Genomic DNA, 18,921 nt, shown 5'->3' with positions numbered 1-18,921 from the left:
GCGGATGGACCGGGCGGCTTCGGATGTTTTGAGGTGAAAGGAATACGCATGTTCAGGGTCATGACAATTGCAGCGGTTATCGCGCTGAGCACGGCAACGTTCGCCGGCGACGCGACCCAGACGACCACAGCGGTGAACAAGACGGAGGAAAAGGTGAACGCAACGGGCAGTGATTATCGGACGATCGAATTCATGACCATTGACGGCGCCAAGACCAACCTGAACGCCTTCAAGGGGAAGGTGGTGCTGGTGGTCAATGTCGCCAGCAAGTGTGGTTTTACGCCGCAATACAAGGGTTTGGAAGAACTCTACAAGAAGTACAAAGACCGGGGAGTGGTCGTGATCGGATTTCCGGCCAATAACTTCGGCGGGCAGGAGCCGGGAACGAACGAGGAGATCAAGATGTTTTGCACAGGCAACTATGGCGTCAATTTCCCGATGATGGCCAAGATCTCGGTACGCGGCGATGATATTCATCCGCTGTATGCTTACCTGACGCAGAAATCGCCGCTGCCCGGGGAAATCCAGTGGAATTTCAATAAGTTTCTGCTCGACCAATCGGGCAATGTGATCGCGCGCTGGCCTTCGAAGGTGGAACCGATGAGCACCGAGATCACCGGCAAGATCGAGGAACTACTGAAGGGCGCCAAGGCCAAGTCGTAAGGGAGCGATGCGCCAATGAGGCAGACGATCGATCCGGGCACGCGGATCGGGCACGTGCATCTGAAGGTATCCGATCTCGAGCGCGCGGTGGCGTTTTACCGCGATGTTTTGGGATTCACCGAGACGACGCGGCTGGGGCGACAGGCGGCATTTCTGTCGGCGGGGGGATATCACCACCATATCGGCTTGAACACGTGGGAGAGCGCCGGCGGCACCCTGCCGCCACGGGGAACGACGGGGTTGTATCACTTTGCGATTTTGCTGCCTTCGCGGCGGGCACTGGCTGAGGTCGTCCAAGGCCTGATTGAGCATGATTGGCCGATTGGCGGCGCCGCCGATCACGGCGTGAGCGAAGCGGTGTATTTGAATGACCCGGACGGCAACGGCATCGAACTTTACTTCGACCGCCCTCACGAGCAGTGGCCGCAGGACAACCGCGGCAATTTGGAGATGTACACCCGCCCGCTCGACTTGCAGGGATTGCTCGCGGAGCTTAGCCGCAAGTAACGGGCAAGTTGGCATTGCGGGCGCGGCGGCGTCGGGCGCATTCGAGGGGCTCAGCCGCTGTTTCAAGAGCCTTCAGACAAGCGAGTTGAAGGCCGATAATGGCCCGGTCTGCGACGGGCAAAAATGCTGCAAATACGCTTGCGCGGCGCGGGCAAATCCTATATGTATGCCGCTGCTTAGCCTTCGAGCCACGGGGGTTCGAAGTCACTCCGGGAGCCTGATTGTTTAAGAAAATCCTGATTGCCAATCGCGGCGAGATCGCCCTGCGCATCATCCGTGCCTGCCGCGAGTTGGGGGTGCCGACGGTGGCCGTTTATTCCGAGGCGGACGCCGATTCGTTGCATGTGCGTTTTGCCGACGAGGCCGTCTGTATCGGGCCGGCCAAGTCCGCCGAAAGTTATCTTGATCCAAAGCGCATCATCGCCGCGGCCGAGATTACGGGTGCGGTGGCGATCCATCCCGGATACGGCTTTCTGAGCGAGAAAGCAGATTTTGCCCAGATCTGCAAGGAGTGCGGGATTACCTTTATCGGTCCGGCGCCGGAGGTGATTCGGCTAATGGGCGACAAAGTCGAGGCCAAGCGGACAATGCGGCGCGCTGGCGTGCCGGTGGTGCCGGGCTCTGAAGGCGGCGTGGCGGATGTCGACGCAGCGAAGAAGGTGATCGAAGAGATCGGTTTCCCGGTGATTTTGAAAGCAGCCGCCGGGGGCGGCGGGCGCGGGATGCGGCTGGTGCGGCAGGCATCCGAACTGGAAGGCGCATTCCGGACGGCCCAGATGGAGGCGCAGGCGGCGTTTAACAATCCCGAAATCTACGTCGAGCGCTTTGTCGACCGCCCGCGGCACGTCGAGTTTCAGATTCTGGCCGACATGCACGGCAACGTGATCCATCTTGGCGAACGCGACTGCTCGGTGCAGCGGCGCCATCAAAAGCTGATCGAAGAGTCGCCATCGCCGATCATGACACCGGAGTTGCGCGAGAAGATGGGGCGGTCAGCGGTCGAGGGCGCCAAATTCGCCGGCTACCAGAACGCCGGCACGATCGAGTTCCTCGTGGACGGCTCCGGCAATTACTACTTCATGGAAATGAATACCCGGGTGCAGGTTGAGCACCCAGTGACGGAAGAAGTCACCGATATCGACATCATCGTCGAGCAACTCAAGATATCCGGCGGCGAGAAGCTCTCGTACCGGCAAGAGGATGTGAAGTTCTCCGGTTACGCCATCGAGTGCCGGATCAATGCCGAGAATCCGGAGAAGAACTTTGCGCCGTCGCCGGGGCAGATTACTTCGTTCCACGTCCCCGGCGGCCATGGCGTGAGGGTCGATACGCACGCCTATGCCAAGTACCATGTACCGCCGCACTACGACTCGATGATCGCCAAGCTGATCGTGCACGACAAAACGCGCGCCGACGGCTTGCGCAAGATGCTGCGGGCACTGGACGAATTCGTGGTCGAGGGGATCAGTACGACGATCGAGTTCCAGAAGAAAATCATCGCCGATCCCGTGTTTCAGTCGGGACTGTTTGACACGTCCTTTGTCGAAGATTATTTTAGGCGCACTAAAGACGCGGGGCAGGACAAAAACAAGGTTGTATAGGCTGGAGGAGCTATGAATATCCCCGAGGGCATGAGGTACACGAAGGAGCATGAGTGGATTAAGGTGGAGGGGAATGTCGCTACGATCGGCATTACCGACTACGCCCAGGGAGAGCTCGGAGACATTGTCTTTGTCGAATTGCCGCAGGTGGGTACGAAATTGAACCAGATGCAGGCGTTCGGTACGATCGAAGCCGTCAAGGCGGTCAGCGAGCTGTTTGCGCCGGTTTCCGGTACCGTTAAGGAGATTAACAAGAACCTGGAGGCCGATTCGTCCGTTATTAACAAAGATCCATACGGCGCCGGCTGGATGATCAAGGTCGAGAACTTCCCGCAAGCCGAGATCAACGCACTTCTGGACGCCGCGACATATCGCAAGCTGCTCGAGGGATAGAATATGCCATACGTTCCGCATTCCGATCAAGAACGGCAGGAGTTGCTGCGCGCGATCGGAGTCAGCCGATTTGACGACCTGCTCAAGGGTGTCCCGGAGTCGGTCCGGCTGAAAGAGAGTCTCAACCTGCCACCGGCGTTGTCGGAGTTCGAGACGCTGAAGATCCTCGACGGCCTGGCTGCGAAAAATCACTACGGCCCGGAATACGTCAACTTCATGGGCTGCGGCGCTTATGACCACTACATTCCCGCGATTGTCGGGCATTTGGTCGATCGCTCGGAGTTCAAGACTGCTTACACACCCTACCAGGCAGAAGTTGCGCAGGGCACGCTGCAGGTCATTTACGAATTCCAGTCGCTGATCTGCCGGCTGACAGGCATGGAGGCGGCCAACGCCTCGATGTACGACGGCGGATCGGCCACGGCCGAGGCGGTCTTACTGGCGCTGAATGCCACCAAGCGGCGCAAGATTGTGGTGTCGTCGCTGGTGCATCCGCACTACCTCGACGTGGTGCGCGTTTATCTCGGCGGCAACGATTATGAGATCGTAAAAGTCGACCATGATAATGGCAATGTCGACATCGATGATCTCAAGGCCAAGATCACCGACGCGGCGTGTTTCGTCCTGCAGAATCCGAATTTCTACGGCTTGATCGAGCCGACGGACGCGATCCCGCAGATCGTCAAGGGCGCGGGCGCGCTGCTGATTGCGGTAACCAACCCCGTAGCGCTGGCTTACTTGAAGGCGCCGGTTGAATATGACGCCGACATCGCGGTCGGGGAGGGGCAGGCGTTCGGTAACAGTCTGATGTTCGGCGGTCCGTATTTCGGGTTCTTTGCGACGAAAAAGCAGTTCTTGCGCCAGATGCCGGGACGGCTGGCGGCGATGACCAAGGATCGCAACGGCAAGCGGGGCTACTGCTTGACGTTGCAGACGCGCGAGCAACACATTCGGCGCGATAAGGCAACCTCGAATATTTGCACCAACCAGGCGTTGTGCGCATTGGCAGGGACGATTCACATGGCGACCTTGGGCAAAGAAGGTCTGAAAGAAGTCGCCCGGCTCTGCGTCAATAAGGCGCACTACCTGAAGGAGGCGCTCGGTTCGGTGGCCGGCGTGAAGCTGGCCTACAACCGGCCGTTCTTTATGGAATTCCCGCTCCGGTTGCCGGAGCCGGCACGCGATGTATTTGATCGACTGGTACCACACAAGATCTTTGCAGGAGTGCCGACGGCCCGGTTCTTGTGGCCGGAGGACTTGTTAATCGTTTGCGCGACCGAAACCCGCACGCGCGAGGAAATGGAACTGTACCGCCAGGCGTTGAAAGAGGTATTAGTGAAAGATGCCGTTCTGCCCAAACTGTGAGACAGAATACAAAGGCAATGTCTCGGTCTGCCCCGAATGCGGTGAGCACCTGATCGAGATGACGGAAGACGAAGACCTGGAAGAGTCGGTCGACGCCGACGAAGCTGAGCTGTTTCTGCTCTACCGTTCGCCCAGCCCGGAGATTAGCGAGGAATTGACCGATGCTTTGCGCGACGCCGGGATCACGTTTGAATTCCGTCCGGTCGAGAACTCTGCCCGCAGTGTAAAATCACTGTATCGCGGCCAGAACGTCGACGGCGAGTTTTACGTCGGCGAAGATGATTTGGACGTTGCCAAGGAAATCGCTGAATCGATCATCGGCGATCTCGACGAAGATATCGTATAGTTACCGTATGCTTGTTTCTTACTCTCCACGATTCGAGGGTTAGATATGCCACAACCAAGACGCAAGAAGAAAGACGACGAGACTAAGGAACGCGAATCCCGCAAGGCGAAGAAGCCGGAGCCGACCAGCGAGGAGCAAGCCGAACTCGACGAAAGCGACTCGGTGCTGCTGCTGAAGACCGACAATTACCTGCAGGCCCAGTTCCTGGTCGGCGCCCTGGAGGAAGAGGAGATTCCTTACTACACCAAGCGCCTGAGTTCCAGCGATCCGGTCCGCGGCGCGATTACGCATGTCGCTTACGACGCGCCCGGCGCCGCCGAGATCTACGTCAGCGCCGACGACTACGACCGCGCCAAGGAACTGCTGGACGCGCTGGAGGGCGAAGGCCTCAGCAACTTCGACGAAGAGGATGAGGAAGCTGACGAGGACGAGCGCGAAGATTTTTACGATGAAGATGAGGACGAGAGGTAGTCGATGCGAATCCTGCTTGCTCTAATGCTGGTTGCCCTGTTGAGCGCGCCGGCCGGTGCCGCGGTGCAGATCGGAAATCTGAGCTTCGCGACCGATTTCGACACGTTGATGGCGCAGGCCCAGCAGAGTCAGAAAACGGTCGTCATCAAGTTTTTCACCGACTGGTGAAAGTGGTGCAAGGTGATGGCAGACTCAACTCTGCCGGATGCCTACGTTCAGAAGTTTCTGAACAACTTTGCGATCGCCAAAATCAACGCTGAGGTCGACACGATCACGGCTGCGCGTTACGGTGTCCGGAGCTATCCGACAACGCTGATTCTGAAGCCCAATGGCATCGAGATCGACCGGCTGATCGGTTATTACCCGCCGGAGGATTTCGTGACCGGGATCATCAATGCGCTGACCGGAATCGGCACGCTCGAAGACTACCTCGACAAGCTGGCGGCTGACCCGCGAAACGGGGAGTTGCAGTTCGAGGTCGGACAGAAATACCGCTATCGCGGCAATTACGATCAGGCGGCAGTTTTCTTCGCTCAGGTGATGGCGAATGACTCGGCGCGGGCGAGCGGCAAGGCAGCGGAGGCGGCATTCAATCTCGGCCACATGCGCTACAAATTGAAGGACTACCCCGGCGCAGTCGCGTTATGGCGGCAGCAGATCGCACAATTTCCCGAGGCGGAACTGAATGTCGATGCCGAGTTGATGATTGCCTACAGCTATCAGAAGGCCGGGGATTTCAAGAACGCCAAGAAAGAATACAACTATTTCCTGAAGAAGTATCCCGACACCGAAGAGAAGGACTGGATTGCCGAGCAAATGGCGGCAATGGCCAAGAAGAAGTAGGAAAGTATGACATACAACGAAGGCATGACCATCTTCGAACTTTCGCGCCCGGGCCAGAAGGGTTACACGCTGCCGAAGAGCGACGTGCCGGAACTGGATCTGGCGCAGACGCTCGGCAAGAACAATCTGCGCGCGACCGACGCCGCGTTGCCCGAGTTGGCCGAGAATCAGGTGGTACGCCACTACATCCGCTTGTCGAATCTCAACCACCATATCGACAAGGCGATTTACCCGCTTGGCAGTTGCACGATGAAGTACAATCCGAAGGTCAATGAAAAGGCTGTGGCAAACTACGGGTGGACGCAATTGCATCCGTTTCAGCCGGCGCGGACCGCGCAGGGCGCACTGGAGTTGATGTACAATCTCGGGAGGATGCTGGCGGAGATTGCCGGTATGAACGAAGTGTCCCTGCAGCCGACTTCGGGCGCCCAGGGCGAGTTCACCGGCATCCAGCTGGCGAAGGCCTATTTCCGGCATCGCGGCGAGAATCGGTTCAAGGTGTTGTTGCCCGACTCGGCGCACGGGACGAATCCGGCGTCGGTGATGATGTCGGGCTGGAAGCCGACCGAAATTAAGTCGGGCGATCAGGGGATTCTTGATCCGCAGGCGCTGGAAGCGGCGTTAGACCAGGATGTCGCGCTGGTAATGTTGACGAATCCGAATACGCTGGGATTGTTCGAGCGCGAGATCTTGAGGATTTCGGAACTGGTTCACGGCAAAGGCGCCTTGCTCTACATGGACGGCGCGAACCTGAATGCGCTGATGGGTATTGTCCGCCCCGGTGACATGGGCTTTGACATGCTCCATATCAACCTGCACAAGACATTCTCGACGCCACACGGCGGCGGCGGCCCGGGTGGTGGCGCGATTGGCGTCAAGGACAAATTGGCGCCGTTCCTGCCAATTCCGGTGGTGTGCCGCGACGAAAAGCAGTACTACTTCGATTATGATCGGCCGCTGTCAATCGGTCGACTGCACTCCTTCTACGGCAATTTCGGCTCGATGGTACGCGCGTATGCCTATATTCTCATGAATGGCCGGGACGGTTTGCGCCATGTATCGGAGTCCGCGATTATCAACGCCAACTACTTGTTGTCGCGACTGCGCGGCAAGTTCAAGCTGCCGTACGACCACGTTTGCCAGCACGAATTTGTGCTCTCGGGAGACCACCAGAAAAAACTGGGCGTGAAGGTCACCGACATCGCCAAGCGGCTGCTGGATTACGGCGTGCACGCGCCGACCACTTACTTTCCGCTGATCGTCAGCGAAGCGCTGATGATCGAGCCAACCGAGACGGAGAGCCGGGAGTCGCTCGATTACTTCGCCGACTGCCTTCTGAGGATCGCCGAAGAAATTGAGACGAATCCCGACCTGGTCAAGAATGCGCCGCACACGACGCCGGTTTCGCGGCTCGACGAGGTACTGGCGGCGAAGGAACTGAACATTAACTTTCCCGTTTGAGACTCCGGTTACCTGATTCTCTGGAATCGCAGGTGCGGAAAATCACACTTCCGCACCTTTTCTTTTTGTCGCGCCGATCCGACGATTTATTCTTTGAACGGTCTTATGCTCACTTTCGATAAAGTTAGTTATCGCTTCCCGTCGGGGGCGGAAGGTCTTCGTGCAATATCTTTCAGAATCCGGGCCGGGGAGCGCGTGTGCCTGCTCGGTCGCAATGGTTCGGGCAAATCAACTTTGCTGCGCCTAGCGGCGGGGATCCTGGCGCCGAATGAAGGTGCGATCCGACGCGAAGCAGAACCTGACGCGCCGGCAACCATCGGGTTCATCTTCCAGAATCCCGATCTTCAGATTGTAGCGGCGACGGTAGAGCAGGACTTGGCGTTTGCGCTGGAGAATCAAGGGATGGCACGTACGGACATGCACGAACGCGTCAGCGCGATGGCGGGGCGCTTCGGTCTGACGAAGCTGTTGCAGCGCCACCCGGCCACGCTGTCAGCAGGGGAAAAACAGCGATTGGCGTTGGCCGGAACTTTGATCAACCGCCCGCGGATTCTGTTGCTGGACGAGCCGACATCGTATCTGGATGCCGCCGGTCGACGGTTGTTGTCTGAGACACTCGCGGCCGAGACTGACCTTTGCCTGTTGGGCGCAACGCAATATCTAAGCGAACTCGCGCAATATCACCGGGTGGTCTTCCTGCACGCGGGCACGAGGGTTTTTGACGGTCCTGTCGCTGAATTCCGCAACACAGACTTCTACTCCGAGATCGAGAATGCTCTGCTTGGCAACGATTATCAGAGGCAGCACACTCCCGCCCAGGCGACGCCGGCGATGCGGCTACGAGAAGTGCGCTTTGGCTACGAGCGGCAACCATTGCTATTCACCGATCTGTCGTTAGAATTCTTTGCCGGGCAGATCACTGCTATTCACGGCGAGTCCGGCAGCGGCAAGACGACGCTGGCGCTGCTTCTGGCCGGACGGCTGAAGCCACAGGCCGGCTGTATCGAGCTGCCCCAGTTGGGTGGTCGTGAAGCGGGCAGCCTAAGCAAGCAAGTGTCGGTGGTGTTTCAATTCCCTGAGGAGAACCTCTTTGCCGACTCAGTCCACGAGGAGATCGCCTACGGGGCGCGCAACCTGGGCTTAGCTGAGGCGGAAATTGAAGCAAACGTAACAGCAGCTCTTCGCCGGGTCGGGCTGGATGACACGATAGACCGCCACCGGCATCCGCTGATGTTGTCAGCCGGGGAACAACGACGGGTGGCAATCGCTGCGATTCTGGCACTGGAGCGGCCGGTGGTGATTTTTGACGAGATTACCGCCGGGCTGGACTGGGACGGAATCGCAGCGATGCGCACCCTGCTTCGGGATCTTCGCGACTCCGGCAAGACGGTGATCGTGATGAGCCATGCCGACGACTTTGTCCGGTCGGTCGCTGATTGCGTAATTCGACTCGACAACAAGACCCCTTGAGTCGCACGCTCATTCCACCTATCCCCTTGCCTCCCAATGTCCTAAAACCGTTTGCCGCCGCCGCTCAAGTTTCTACATTGTTGGAGGAAATAACCGGCCGGTTGTGATGTATACCTATAAGCACGCGGCTGGATGCGCACTATTTGGGAACGGAGAGTCCTTTGGCGATAGCTAATGTAGTCTTGGTGTCAGGCGGTCTTCTCGGCCTCCTCTCCCACATGTCATTGTTTGCCTGGGTGATCTTGATCGTGCTCCTGATCATGAGCTTCATCACTTGGGGAGTGATCATCAACAAGTGGAAGGTTTATCGGGCGGCGGAAGCGGACAGCCGCCGTTTTTTTCATACATTCCGCCGGCGCGCGAGTCTGAAGGAAGCGCATGGCAAGTGCCTGATCTACAAGTCGACGCCGCTGGCGCGGGTGTTTGAGGAGGGGTTTCGCGAGTGGGAATCACTGATGTCGGCCAAGCATGGTGGCGCCCGCACGCCGGGGCAGATGATCAAGCTGGAACCGGATGAGATGGAAGCGATTGACCGCATACTGGAGAAGGAAGCAAACGAGCAGATCAAGCATCTCGAGCGGCAGGTCTCGTATCTGGCGACGGCGGCCAATTCCGCGCCCTTCATTGGGCTGCTCGGCACCTGCTACGGTATTATGAACGCGTTTATGAACATCGGCCAGCAGGGGTCGGCGTCGCTGGTGGTTGTGGCACCGGGTATTGCCGAGGCGCTGATTGCCACGATCGTCGGGTTGGCGGTGGCGATTCCGTCGGTGATGGCCTACAACTGGGCCAACACCAAGCTGAAGTTTTTTGCCGACGACCTGAACAACTTCTCGCTCGAATTCCTGGCGGCGGTAACCAAGGAGCAGATCTGATGGCGCACAAGCGTCGCCCGCGGTCGTATGGCACCATGCACGATATCAATGTCGCCAACCTGGTGGACGTCGTGCTGGTGATCCTGATCGTGTTCATGATCAGCGCGCCGCTGATGCAATCAGGAATCAACGTCGAACTGCCGCAGACCAAGGTCGCCGATACAACGCCTTCCGAGGGCATAGTCGTCACGATCGACCCACGCGGCGTATACTACATTGATGACCGTGTAGTTGAGCCGTCGCAATTTGAGACGCGGATCAAGGAAGCCCACGACGCGGAGCCGGACAAGATGGTGTTTCTGCGCGCCGATAAGTCGATCACGCACGGAAACGTTATCCAAGTGATGGGCTTTATCAAGGCGGCCGGCATCAAAGAAGTCGGCCTCGTTACCAAACTGCCGGAAAACGGCTTCAAGATCGGCAAGAAGTAGCGCACGGGATGACCGTGCGCATGACCGTCGCATATGAGGAAGAAAGATCTCATCCTGTCGGTGCTCGGCCACCTGATCCTGACGGGGTTGATTCTGGTGATCAATCCGGCGATGGGGATGTTCAAACCGAAGATGGAAATCATGGTAGTCAAACCGACCGATTTCTTTCCCGGCGGTCCGCCTCCGGGAAAACCGGATGCAGGACCCAAGTCGATTGCCCCGCCAAAACCGGCAGAGCGAATGGAAGATGAGACGATTACGGAGAAACCGAAGCTGAAATCGGAGGGTAAGAAGGAAAAGATCATCGCCGAGAAGCCGAAAGAAAAACCACCGAAGGCGGTCGAGAAGTCCAAAGAAGAGACGCGCGCCGAGGAATCTGAAGCTGAGTCAACTGCGCAGGATGTGGCAAAATCGGAGCAGACCGTGAAGGAGGACGGTAAAGGCGGTTTGGAGGTCGCCTCCACCGTGGGCGGATCGGGAACCGGTGTCGGCCCGGGATCGTCCAATTTGCCTTATAATTTGGGGCTGGTGTTGAATATCATCGAGCGCAACTGGCGTAATCCGGTGACTTCGCCAAAGCCAATTACCTGTACCGTCTATTTTCAGATCGACCGTAGCGGTCGTGTGATCGGCGAGCCGGTCGTGGAAAAATCCTCCGGTTACAGCACGTTTGATCAGGCGGCGGTGCTGGCGATACTGCGCGCCGGGCAGTTTCCGGCGTTTCCATCGAGTTTCAATTATGCCTACATTGGACTCCACCTTGACTTTCAGTATGTACCAGGAAAGTAATCAGTGATGAGAAGGAAAGTACATCGTTTGGAATATTCGCGACGACTGCTGACGCTGTGTGTCGGAATCGTCTTCGTCATCGTCAACGTGGCTGCCGGACAGGGCGGATTGGATTTACGCGCGTCCTTGACCGGCGGCACCTGGAAACCGCTGAAGATTGCGATCGCCGACTTCAAAGTTGCCGGGCAGCTTTCGCTGGAGGTCGACTCGCTGGCACGTGCGATTCAGCGGGTCGTTACCGACGACCTCGACTTCCACATCTTCTTTGACACAATCCCCAAGAGCCAGTTCTACCTCGATGTCTGGGAGATCAAGGAGATCACTCCGGAAATCTGGCAGCGGATGGGGGCGGATTATCTGGTCGAGGGCGAGGTTGAGTTGGAGGGTGCGGATGTCAAGGTGCTGTACAAGATCAGCGAACTGACACCGCGGATTCAGGAATTGACGTCGGAGAAGTTGAAGACCACACGCGTCAACTATCGCCGCGTTGCGCACATGATCGCTGACGCCGCGGTGGAACACATCACGGCGGAGAAGGGCTTCTTTACGAGCCGGATCGCCTTTGTGTCATCAGCGTCCGGCAACAAGGAACTTTATCTTTGCGACTACGACGGCGCCAACGCGATCAAGATCAGTGATGATCGAACCCTAAACTTGTCTCCGGCCTGGGATCGAAAAGAAGACAAGCTGCTGTTTACAACCTACCGGACCGGCAAGATGGAGGTTTGGGAGCGCGATATTCGCACCGGTAAAACCCATCCGATTTCGGCGTATCCCGGCTCGAACAATGCGGCCGAGATCTCACCGGACAACAAGGAGATCGTCATCACGCTCTCGAAAGACGGGAATTCCGAGCTGTACGTCCTGGATCGGAAGGGGAAAATCAAACGAAGACTGACCTCTTTACCGTCGATCGAGGTATCGGGTTCCTGGTCGCCGACCGGGCGCGAGATCGCTTTTGCGTCCGACCGTTCCGGACAACCGCAGATTTACATCATGGATTCGGAGGGTTTCGGCGTCACCCGGCTGACCTACGACGGCAAATACAACGACTCTCCTCGCTTTTCCCCGACCGGTGACGTGATTGCTTTTGTGTCGCGCGGTGAAGACGGGAAATTTCAGGTGTGTACAATTGATGTGACGGGACGCGATATGCAGCGGCTGGACCAGACGGGCTCCAATGAGAACCCGCATTGGTCGCCGGATGGGCTGCATTTGGTGTACACGAAGTACGCGCGGCAGGCGAGCGACATCTATATCATGGATCGTTACAGCAAGAAGATCCGGCAGATTACGCGGGACGGTAAGTCGTCAAATCCTGCCTGGCAGCCGCTCGTAGATTAGGTGGAAAGCGCTGATTTTGTTCCGGTTTAGGTTGACAACCGGCAACGGGCTTATTATTACAGAAGCGGAGATCGACGGGATGCGAAGTGTGTCTTCGCGCGAACGATAAGATTATGCGTTGTGAGATAAAGACTTTGAGATATCAAGGAGGAAAGAGATGAGAAAAGCACTGATCCTGCTCTCGATCCTGATGATTGCGCTGTTGGCGGTCGGCTGCGGCCAGAAGCCGAAGATGGAAGATCAGACTCCGCCGCCGGTCACCGATACCGGCACCAAACCCGGCACAGGTGAGGGCGAGACTCCGAGCACGCCGCCGGTCAGCGGCGATCAGGTGCTCAACTACGTCACCATCTATTTCGATTTCGACAAGTACAATCTTCGCGACGACGCGAAGAACGGACTGCGTCAGAATTTCGAAAGGATGAAAGCCAATCCGCAGGCGAAGGTCCTGATCGAGGGCCATTGTGACGAGCGCGGCACGGTCGAATACAATCTGGCGCTCGGCGAGCGGCGCGCCCGTTCGGCGATGGAATACCTGGCCAGCCTAGGCATTCCCCGCGACCGCATGTCGATTATCAGCTACGGCAAGGAGCGTCCGGCGGTTCTCGGTTCGAGCGAGGACGCCTGGGCCAAGAATCGAAGAGCGGAGTTCGTGGAGCAATAGGACAACGCTGAAGAGGGCGGTTACAACCGCCCTTCAGCATTATTGGGAGCACTTATGCGGCCTTACGGAATCATACTCTTAGCTGCGGTAGCCCTCCTGCAGGTCGGCTGCGCTTCCCGCAGCGAGATTGTCACCATGAAGACACAGCTGGAATTTCTGGAACGCTCGACCCTGCAAATGCAGGACCGCATCCGCGATCTTGATTCCCTCTTTCGCCTCACCGTCGAGAAGAACGTAGCGTATCAGGCCGATCTCAAGGTGGCGCTGGCCGACATGATGGACAAGATGAACACGATCGACGGCCGATTGACGGATATCGAGAGCCAGATGGCCAATCGCCCGGGCAGCTATGTTCAGACCCCGGTAAGACCGAACGCGACGACTGCGGCGACCGACACGGCCAAGGCAACCGATGAGTCCGACATGCCGCAAGTGAATCCCAGCAGCGTCTATGAAAATGCAACCAAGGACATGCGGGAAGGGCGATTTGACCTGGCGATTCTGCAGTTCAACGAGTTTCTCAAGCAATTCCCCGACAGCCCACAGGCGGACGACGCGCAGTATTGGCTGGCGGAATGCTACTATGCCAAGAAGGAGTATGCCCGCGCGATCCCGGAATTCGAGAAGGTTGAAAAGACCTACCCACAAAGCGACAAGTTGACCGAGTCGATTTTCAAGCTCGGACGCTGTTACCAGGAGACCGGCAACGTTGCGCGCGCCCGGCCGATCTTCAATCGCCTGATCAAAGACTATCCCGATTCCTTCGAAGCGCGCCAGGCGCAGGACCGCCTCAAGGAAATGGAATGAGCGCGATCGCGGTCGTGACAAAACCCTTGTCGCGTCCGTATCCTTGCCGCGCTTTCTACGATACGATCGGTGACACCCTATCGGCCGGCATCAAGCAAAGGGGCAGCTTCAAACACAGCCTGGAAGGCGATGACTGTTCCTTCGATCTGACGCGCGACGGGCGATTGCTTAATATCGACATCTGGAAACCGCGACGCGAATGGCGGATCGAAACGGCGATTCATCCGCCGGAGGAACTGGAGCGCCTGAACATCGCCCTCCAGACCAACGGCAATGGCCGCGGGTTGGCCGAAATCGACTACCTCACCGATGCCAAGCGCTCGTTGGTCAATATCAAATTCTCGCGGGAGCGCGTTGCGCAGTTTGTCTCGCCGGCGACCTCGCTGATCGTGGAACTAAATGAAGCGTCGCAGTTGGCTGGAATTTGGCTGCTCGGGATCATTGACGACATCAATTTTCAAAAAGAGGGCGAATGGCGGCGCTCGATTAAGGCGGTTTGACGCGCGCCTTGTGACATCCGCGCTGTCGTTGTTTGATACCCCACGGCTACTTGTGATTTTTTTCTCAAGTTCACCGCCGTGTTTGCGTAGATTCTGAAGTATGGATCTGCTGACTCTTTCGCGCCTGCAGTTTGCCTTCACGATCGGCTTCCATTATCTCTTCCCGCCGCTTTCGATCGGGCTTGGACTGATCCTGGTGATCATGGAAGGGATGTATCTCAAGACCAAGAATCCGCTGTATCAGCAAATGACCCGTTATTGGGTACGGATCTTCGGGTTGATCTTCGCCCTCGGTGTCGCGACCGGCATCGTGATGGAATTTCAGTTCGGCACCAACTGGTCGACTTATTCGCGTTACGTCGGCGACGTCTTTGGCAGCGCGCTGGCCGCAGAAGGAATCTTCGCGTTCTTTCTTGAGTCCGGATTCCTGGCGATCTTGCTGTTCGGCTGGAATCGCGTGAGTCCGCTGGTGCACTTCCTTTCGACCATCATGGTCTGTCTCGGCGCGCATTTCAGCGCCATTTGGATCGTCGTGGCCAATTCGTGGCAACAGACACCGGCGGGTCACCATATCGTCGGCGAGGGGCTGAATGCACGCGCGGAGATCGTCGATTTCTGGGCGATGGTGTTCAACCCGTCGAGCGTCGATCGCGTCTGGCACGTCTACATGGGCGCCTGGCAGGCGGGCGCGTTCTTTGTCCTGAGCGTGGCGGCCTTCTACCTGTTGCGCAAACGGCACGCCGAATTCGCGAAGGTGTCGCTGAAGATCGCCCTCGTGGTCGCGGCGGCCGCTTCGATTCTGCAGTTGGTCTCGGGACACGAGAGCGCCGTCGGCGTCGCCAAGAATCAACCGGCAAAGTTGGCAGCTTTTGAGGGGCATTATGAGGAGAGCGCACCGGCACCGCTGTACCTGTTCGGTTGGGTGAGCGAGCGCGAGGAGCGTGTCAAGTTCGGGGTCGCCATTCCGGGATTGCTGAGTTGGATGATCTACGGCGATGCGAGCGCGCCGGTCACCGGGCTACGGTCGTTTGCGCCGGAGGATCGACCGCCGGTGAATGTCGTATTTCAGACTTATCATGCGATGGTCGCCATCGGCTTCGGGCTAATTGCACTGTCGTGGGGCGGACTACTGCTCTGGTGGCGCAAACGGTTGTTTGACTTGCGGTGGTTGCTCTGGGTATTTGTATTCTCAGTGCTGGGTCCACAGGCGGCGAATCAACTGGGCTGGATTTCCGCCGAGGTCGGGCGGCAGCCGTACATTGTTTACAACCTGCTGCGCACCGAGGATGCCCTTTCCAAGACGGTGACACCCGGCGAAGTGATCACTTCCCTGATCATGTTCGGGCTGATCTATCTATTGCTCTTCGTTTTGTTCATCTACCTGCTCAACGAGAAGATTCAACACGGTCCGCTCGAGGATGATCTGACGATTCGGAGGCGCGCCTGATGTTTGGTCTCGACCTGCAAACGATCTGGTTCGTGCTGATCGGCGTGCTTTTTACCGGCTATGCGATTCTCGACGGGTTCGATCTCGGCGTCGGGGCGCTGCATCTGCTCACCAAGACCGACGAGGAACGGCGCATTTTCCTCAATTCGATCGGGCCGGTCTGGGACGGGAACGAAGTGTGGCTGGTGACGGCGGGCGGCGCGCTGTTCGCGGCATTTCCGGAGGTGTACGCTACTGCGTTCTCCGGGTTCTACCTGGCGCTGATGCTGCTGCTCTTCTGCTTGATCTTCCGGGCGGTGGCAATCGAGTTTCGGTCGAAGCAGCCGATGCTGTGGTGGCGGCGAATGTGGGATGTCTCGTTCAGCGCCGGCAGCTTGCTGGCCGGTCTGGTAATCGGGATTGCGCTGGGAAATATTGCGATCGGAGTGCCGCTGGATGTGCGGCACGAGTACGCTGGGACGTTCCTCGGGTTGTTCAACTCCTATGCGATTCTCGTCGGGATCACGACGGTGGCACTATTCATGATGCACGGCGCGATCTATGTTGTGATGAAGACCGAGGGAGCGTTGCACGACAAGGTGCGCGGCTGGGTCAACAACTCGATCATCTTTTTCATCATTTGTTACGCGGCGACGACGATGGTGACGCTGTTGTACGTGCCGCACATGGCGGAATTCATCAAGAGCCACCCGGTGTGGTTCTTCGTACCGCTGTTGAACATGCTGGCGATTGCCAATATCCCGCGCGAAATCTACCATGGCCGCGACTGGCGGGCGTTTCTGTCCTCAAGTGCGGCGATTGTGTTTCTGCTCGCCCTCTTTGGAATCGGCATGTACCCGAATTTGATATTCTCCAGCCCGGTTTCAGAATTCAGTCTGACGATCTATAACGCGGCATCGTCGGAGAAAACGCTGTCGATTATGCTGATCATTGCGGCGCTGGGTGTGCCGCTGGTGCTGGCTTACACAATTAGCATCTACTGGATATTCCGCGGCAAAGTCAAGCTCGACTCGAGCAGCTACTAAGGACAGCCACTAAATTTCGATCGTTTCGCCGGGGTTGACGATGGCGCAATCGACTCCCTGAGCGCGCACCAGTTTAGCGAATTCGTTCGGATCCTGCTTGATCATGTCGAAGGTGTTGTAGTGCATCGGCACGACCTTCCGGGGATGCAGAAATTCCACTGCTTTGGCGGCGTCAACCGGCCCCATCGTGAAGTTGTCGCCGATCGGCAGCAGTGCCAGGTCAAGTGTGTTCATCTCCCCGATCAGTTTCATGTCGAGGAACAAACCGGTGTCGCCGGCGTGGTAGATCGTCTTGCTGCCGATGTTGATGAGAATCCCCGCTGGATTGCCGCCATAGTCGTCGGCTTCCTTGAGAGTCGAGCCGTGGTGGGCGATCGTTAGCTTGACCCAACCGAACGGGAACTTCGCCGAGCCGCCGATGTGAAGGGGGTGAATCTTAAGGCCGAGCTTGGCGGCGTATTGGGTCAACTCGAAATTCGCGATCACGGTCGCGCCGTTCTTCTTGGCGATTGCGGGCGTATCGCCCCAGTGGTCGCCGTGGCCGTGTGACACCAGCACCCATTGCGCCTTGATCTGATCCGGCTTGACCGTGGCGACCGGGTTGCCCGCAAGGAACGGGTCGATGATCAGATCGTGGCCGTTATCGGAGATTTCCCAGCAGGAATGTCCGTGAAAGCGGAGCTTGACCATGCTTCACCTCTTCAGCGATTTGTGAGATTGCTTCTTGCGATAGTCTACGCAATCATCGCCGTTCTGTCAACTGCACCCGGCTCAGATCAGGATGGTGTAATTGATGAGGAGTTGCCAGGTGTGCTGGTAGTCTTGGTGAGAATAACCCGACCTGTACCACGACTTTGTCTCGTTGAATGTCTCAGTGACTGTCAGGTCAGTGCGGAATCGCCTTCCGGGTTGCCACTTGACACCGGGGGCAACTGTCCAGACATCAGTTTGGGACGAGGTAGTCCAGACCCATCCAGAAACCGAGTAGTACCGGTTCAGCGACTGATCGTACCTGACGTCCAAGCCGATCTCCATGCCGACACCGAGCCCGATGGCGCCGGCGAGGGTTCCCTGCCAGCGGTCATCTGACTCACCCTTGAAGAAATTGAAGATATTCTCTTCGGGCAGATTTGCCCACCAACGGCTGGCGGGAGGAGTGAGGCTGAAGGAGGCTTTCCAATCGAGTGGTTGCAGCAACGGCCCAAGCAGGTAGTCGATGTCCTCGATCTGATCCCAGCCGATGTTGCGGCGTTTGGCTGAATCCCAGCGGTAGGAGAAGTAAGCAAAGCTAACATTATAGTAATAAGACTGATTGTGGCTGTAAATATCGATCGTGGATGTCCGGCTCGACCCACTGCTCCGACGTGACAAACCGAGACTGAGGTTCACGTCGATTCCCAGCGGTGAATAGTAGGTAAGCTCGGAGGCGAGTCCGAGAAGGTTGGTTCGTTCGCGGAAACTGTCGCGAGTCTGGTACGGAGTGCCCGGATAGATCGTCACAGAATTTTCCGCGCGTCGGAGGTTGAGTTGTGCGGAGCTTCGCACTGAGATCGTGCCGGGATCCAGTCGATGTCCGTAATAGTCTTGATGGTCATCCAAGAGGCGGCCGACGTGAATTCGGTTGTTGCGGGAAATCCATGTGTGCTCAAGAATGAGCTGATAGTCTCGCTCGGAGTTCAAATCTTGTCTTTCTCTCTCCGTGGTTTCGTCGTAATTGGTGCTCTGTTCTATCAGAATCCTGTGATCGCGGCCGCTTTGGTACTGCGGAGTCAGCTCCAACCAATGGGACGGCGCCAGCACAAACTGCACTTCTCCGCCGACACCGTACAACCGATCCGTGCGATCACCTCTCCTCTCAACACGTTCGGGAAATGATCCGCCTTGACCGCCGACGTAGAGATCCAGAGTCTGCTGCTCGT

General features: G+C 57.5%; 22 protein-coding genes. 20 read left to right on the top strand and 2 right to left on the bottom strand.

Annotated features, from left to right (window positions below; genetic code table 11):
* Positions 1–192: 192 nt before the first annotated feature.
* The 20 genes from IT585_06350 (at position 193) to cydB (ending at position 17,002) form a co-directional block, all read left to right on the top strand.
* Positions 193–663, top strand: coding sequence for a glutathione peroxidase (locus IT585_06350; GenBank protein ID MCC6962855.1), 471 nt, complete (start codon positions 193–195; stop codon positions 661–663).
* A 15-nt stretch (positions 664–678) separates the two neighbouring features.
* Positions 679–1,170, top strand: coding sequence for a VOC family protein (locus tag IT585_06345; GenBank protein ID MCC6962854.1), 492 nt, complete (start codon positions 679–681; stop codon positions 1,168–1,170).
* Between the two features lie 221 nt (positions 1,171–1,391).
* Entirely contained in the window at positions 1,392–2,771 is a 1,380-nt protein-coding gene (accC, locus tag IT585_06340) for an acetyl-CoA carboxylase biotin carboxylase subunit (protein MCC6962853.1), read from the top strand.
* 12 nt (positions 2,772–2,783) lie between these two features.
* Complete coding sequence (gcvH, locus tag IT585_06335; GenBank protein ID MCC6962852.1) at positions 2,784–3,164, top strand: glycine cleavage system protein GcvH; 381 nt, start codon at positions 2,784–2,786, stop codon at positions 3,162–3,164.
* A 3-nt stretch (positions 3,165–3,167) separates the two neighbouring features.
* Positions 3,168–4,529: an aminomethyl-transferring glycine dehydrogenase subunit GcvPA gene (gcvPA, locus tag IT585_06330; protein ID MCC6962851.1), complete on the top strand. Its 1,362-nt coding sequence runs from the start codon at positions 3,168–3,170 to the stop codon at positions 4,527–4,529.
* On the top strand, positions 4,507–4,875 hold the full coding sequence (locus tag IT585_06325; protein MCC6962850.1) for a hypothetical protein: 369 nt from the start codon (positions 4,507–4,509) through the stop codon (positions 4,873–4,875). Before gcvPA ends, IT585_06325 begins: the two co-directional genes overlap by 23 nt.
* 45 nt (positions 4,876–4,920) lie before the next feature.
* Complete coding sequence (locus IT585_06320) at positions 4,921–5,346, top strand: DUF2007 domain-containing protein (protein MCC6962849.1); 426 nt, start codon at positions 4,921–4,923, stop codon at positions 5,344–5,346.
* A 3-nt stretch (positions 5,347–5,349) separates the two neighbouring features.
* Positions 5,350–5,514, top strand: a complete 165-nt coding sequence (locus tag IT585_06315; GenBank protein MCC6962848.1) for a hypothetical protein — start codon at positions 5,350–5,352, stop codon at positions 5,512–5,514.
* 15 nt (positions 5,515–5,529) lie between these two features.
* Positions 5,530–6,189: a tetratricopeptide repeat protein gene (locus tag IT585_06310; protein MCC6962847.1), complete on the top strand. Its 660-nt coding sequence runs from the start codon at positions 5,530–5,532 to the stop codon at positions 6,187–6,189.
* A 24-nt stretch (positions 6,190–6,213) separates the two neighbouring features.
* Positions 6,214–7,650 carry an aminomethyl-transferring glycine dehydrogenase subunit GcvPB gene (gene gcvPB / locus IT585_06305; protein MCC6962846.1) on the top strand — a complete coding sequence of 479 codons (1,437 nt, stop codon included), beginning with the start codon at positions 6,214–6,216 and terminating at the stop codon, positions 7,648–7,650.
* A gap of 195 nt (positions 7,651–7,845) precedes the next feature.
* Complete coding sequence (locus IT585_06300) at positions 7,846–9,120, top strand: ABC transporter ATP-binding protein (GenBank protein MCC6962845.1); 1,275 nt, start codon at positions 7,846–7,848, stop codon at positions 9,118–9,120.
* Between the two features lie 161 nt (positions 9,121–9,281).
* Positions 9,282–9,995, top strand: a complete 714-nt coding sequence (locus IT585_06295; GenBank protein MCC6962844.1) for a MotA/TolQ/ExbB proton channel family protein — start codon at positions 9,282–9,284, stop codon at positions 9,993–9,995.
* Positions 9,995–10,426 (top strand): biopolymer transporter ExbD, encoded by a 432-nt coding sequence (locus IT585_06290; GenBank protein MCC6962843.1) that lies wholly within the window; start codon positions 9,995–9,997, stop codon positions 10,424–10,426. Before IT585_06295 ends, IT585_06290 begins: the two co-directional genes overlap by 1 nt.
* 33 nt (positions 10,427–10,459) lie before the next feature.
* Positions 10,460–11,215 (top strand): cell envelope integrity protein TolA, encoded by a 756-nt coding sequence (locus IT585_06285; protein ID MCC6962842.1) that lies wholly within the window; start codon positions 10,460–10,462, stop codon positions 11,213–11,215.
* Between the two features lie 6 nt (positions 11,216–11,221).
* Positions 11,222–12,559 (top strand): Tol-Pal system beta propeller repeat protein TolB, encoded by a 1,338-nt coding sequence (gene tolB, locus IT585_06280; GenBank protein MCC6962841.1) that lies wholly within the window; start codon positions 11,222–11,224, stop codon positions 12,557–12,559.
* Positions 12,560–12,716: 157 nt separating this feature from the next.
* On the top strand, positions 12,717–13,223 hold the full coding sequence (gene pal, locus IT585_06275; protein ID MCC6962840.1) for a peptidoglycan-associated lipoprotein Pal: 507 nt from the start codon (positions 12,717–12,719) through the stop codon (positions 13,221–13,223).
* 135 nt (positions 13,224–13,358) lie between these two features.
* Entirely contained in the window at positions 13,359–14,030 is a 672-nt protein-coding gene (ybgF, locus tag IT585_06270; protein MCC6962839.1) for a tol-pal system protein YbgF, read from the top strand.
* A complete protein-coding gene (locus IT585_06265; protein ID MCC6962838.1) occupies positions 14,027–14,530 on the top strand; it encodes a hypothetical protein in 504 nt (167 codons plus the stop codon). Before ybgF ends, IT585_06265 begins: the two co-directional genes overlap by 4 nt.
* Before the next feature lie 100 nt (positions 14,531–14,630).
* Complete coding sequence (locus tag IT585_06260) at positions 14,631–15,977, top strand: cytochrome ubiquinol oxidase subunit I (GenBank protein MCC6962837.1); 1,347 nt, start codon at positions 14,631–14,633, stop codon at positions 15,975–15,977.
* On the top strand, positions 15,977–17,002 hold the full coding sequence (cydB, locus tag IT585_06255; protein MCC6962836.1) for a cytochrome d ubiquinol oxidase subunit II: 1,026 nt from the start codon (positions 15,977–15,979) through the stop codon (positions 17,000–17,002). Before IT585_06260 ends, cydB begins: the two co-directional genes overlap by 1 nt.
* 9 nt (positions 17,003–17,011) lie before the next feature.
* On the opposite strand, the gene IT585_06250 is transcribed toward cydB, so the two are convergent.
* Together IT585_06250 and IT585_06245 are read right to left on the bottom strand one after the other, a co-directional pair.
* On the bottom strand, positions 17,012–17,692 hold the full coding sequence (locus IT585_06250; protein MCC6962835.1) for a metal-dependent hydrolase: 681 nt from the start codon (positions 17,690–17,692) through the stop codon (positions 17,012–17,014).
* Between the two features lie 81 nt (positions 17,693–17,773).
* A partial coding sequence (locus IT585_06245; protein ID MCC6962834.1) for a hypothetical protein occupies positions 17,774–18,921 on the bottom strand: 1,148 nt, incomplete at its 5' end.

The sequence above is a fragment of the Candidatus Zixiibacteriota bacterium genome (genome assembly GCA_020853795.1).
Classification (GTDB): domain Bacteria; phylum Zixibacteria; class MSB-5A5; order CAIYYT01; family CAIYYT01; genus JADJGC01.
Note: the sequence above shows the minus strand (reverse complement) of the source record. Positions and strands in the feature narration are given on the sequence as shown.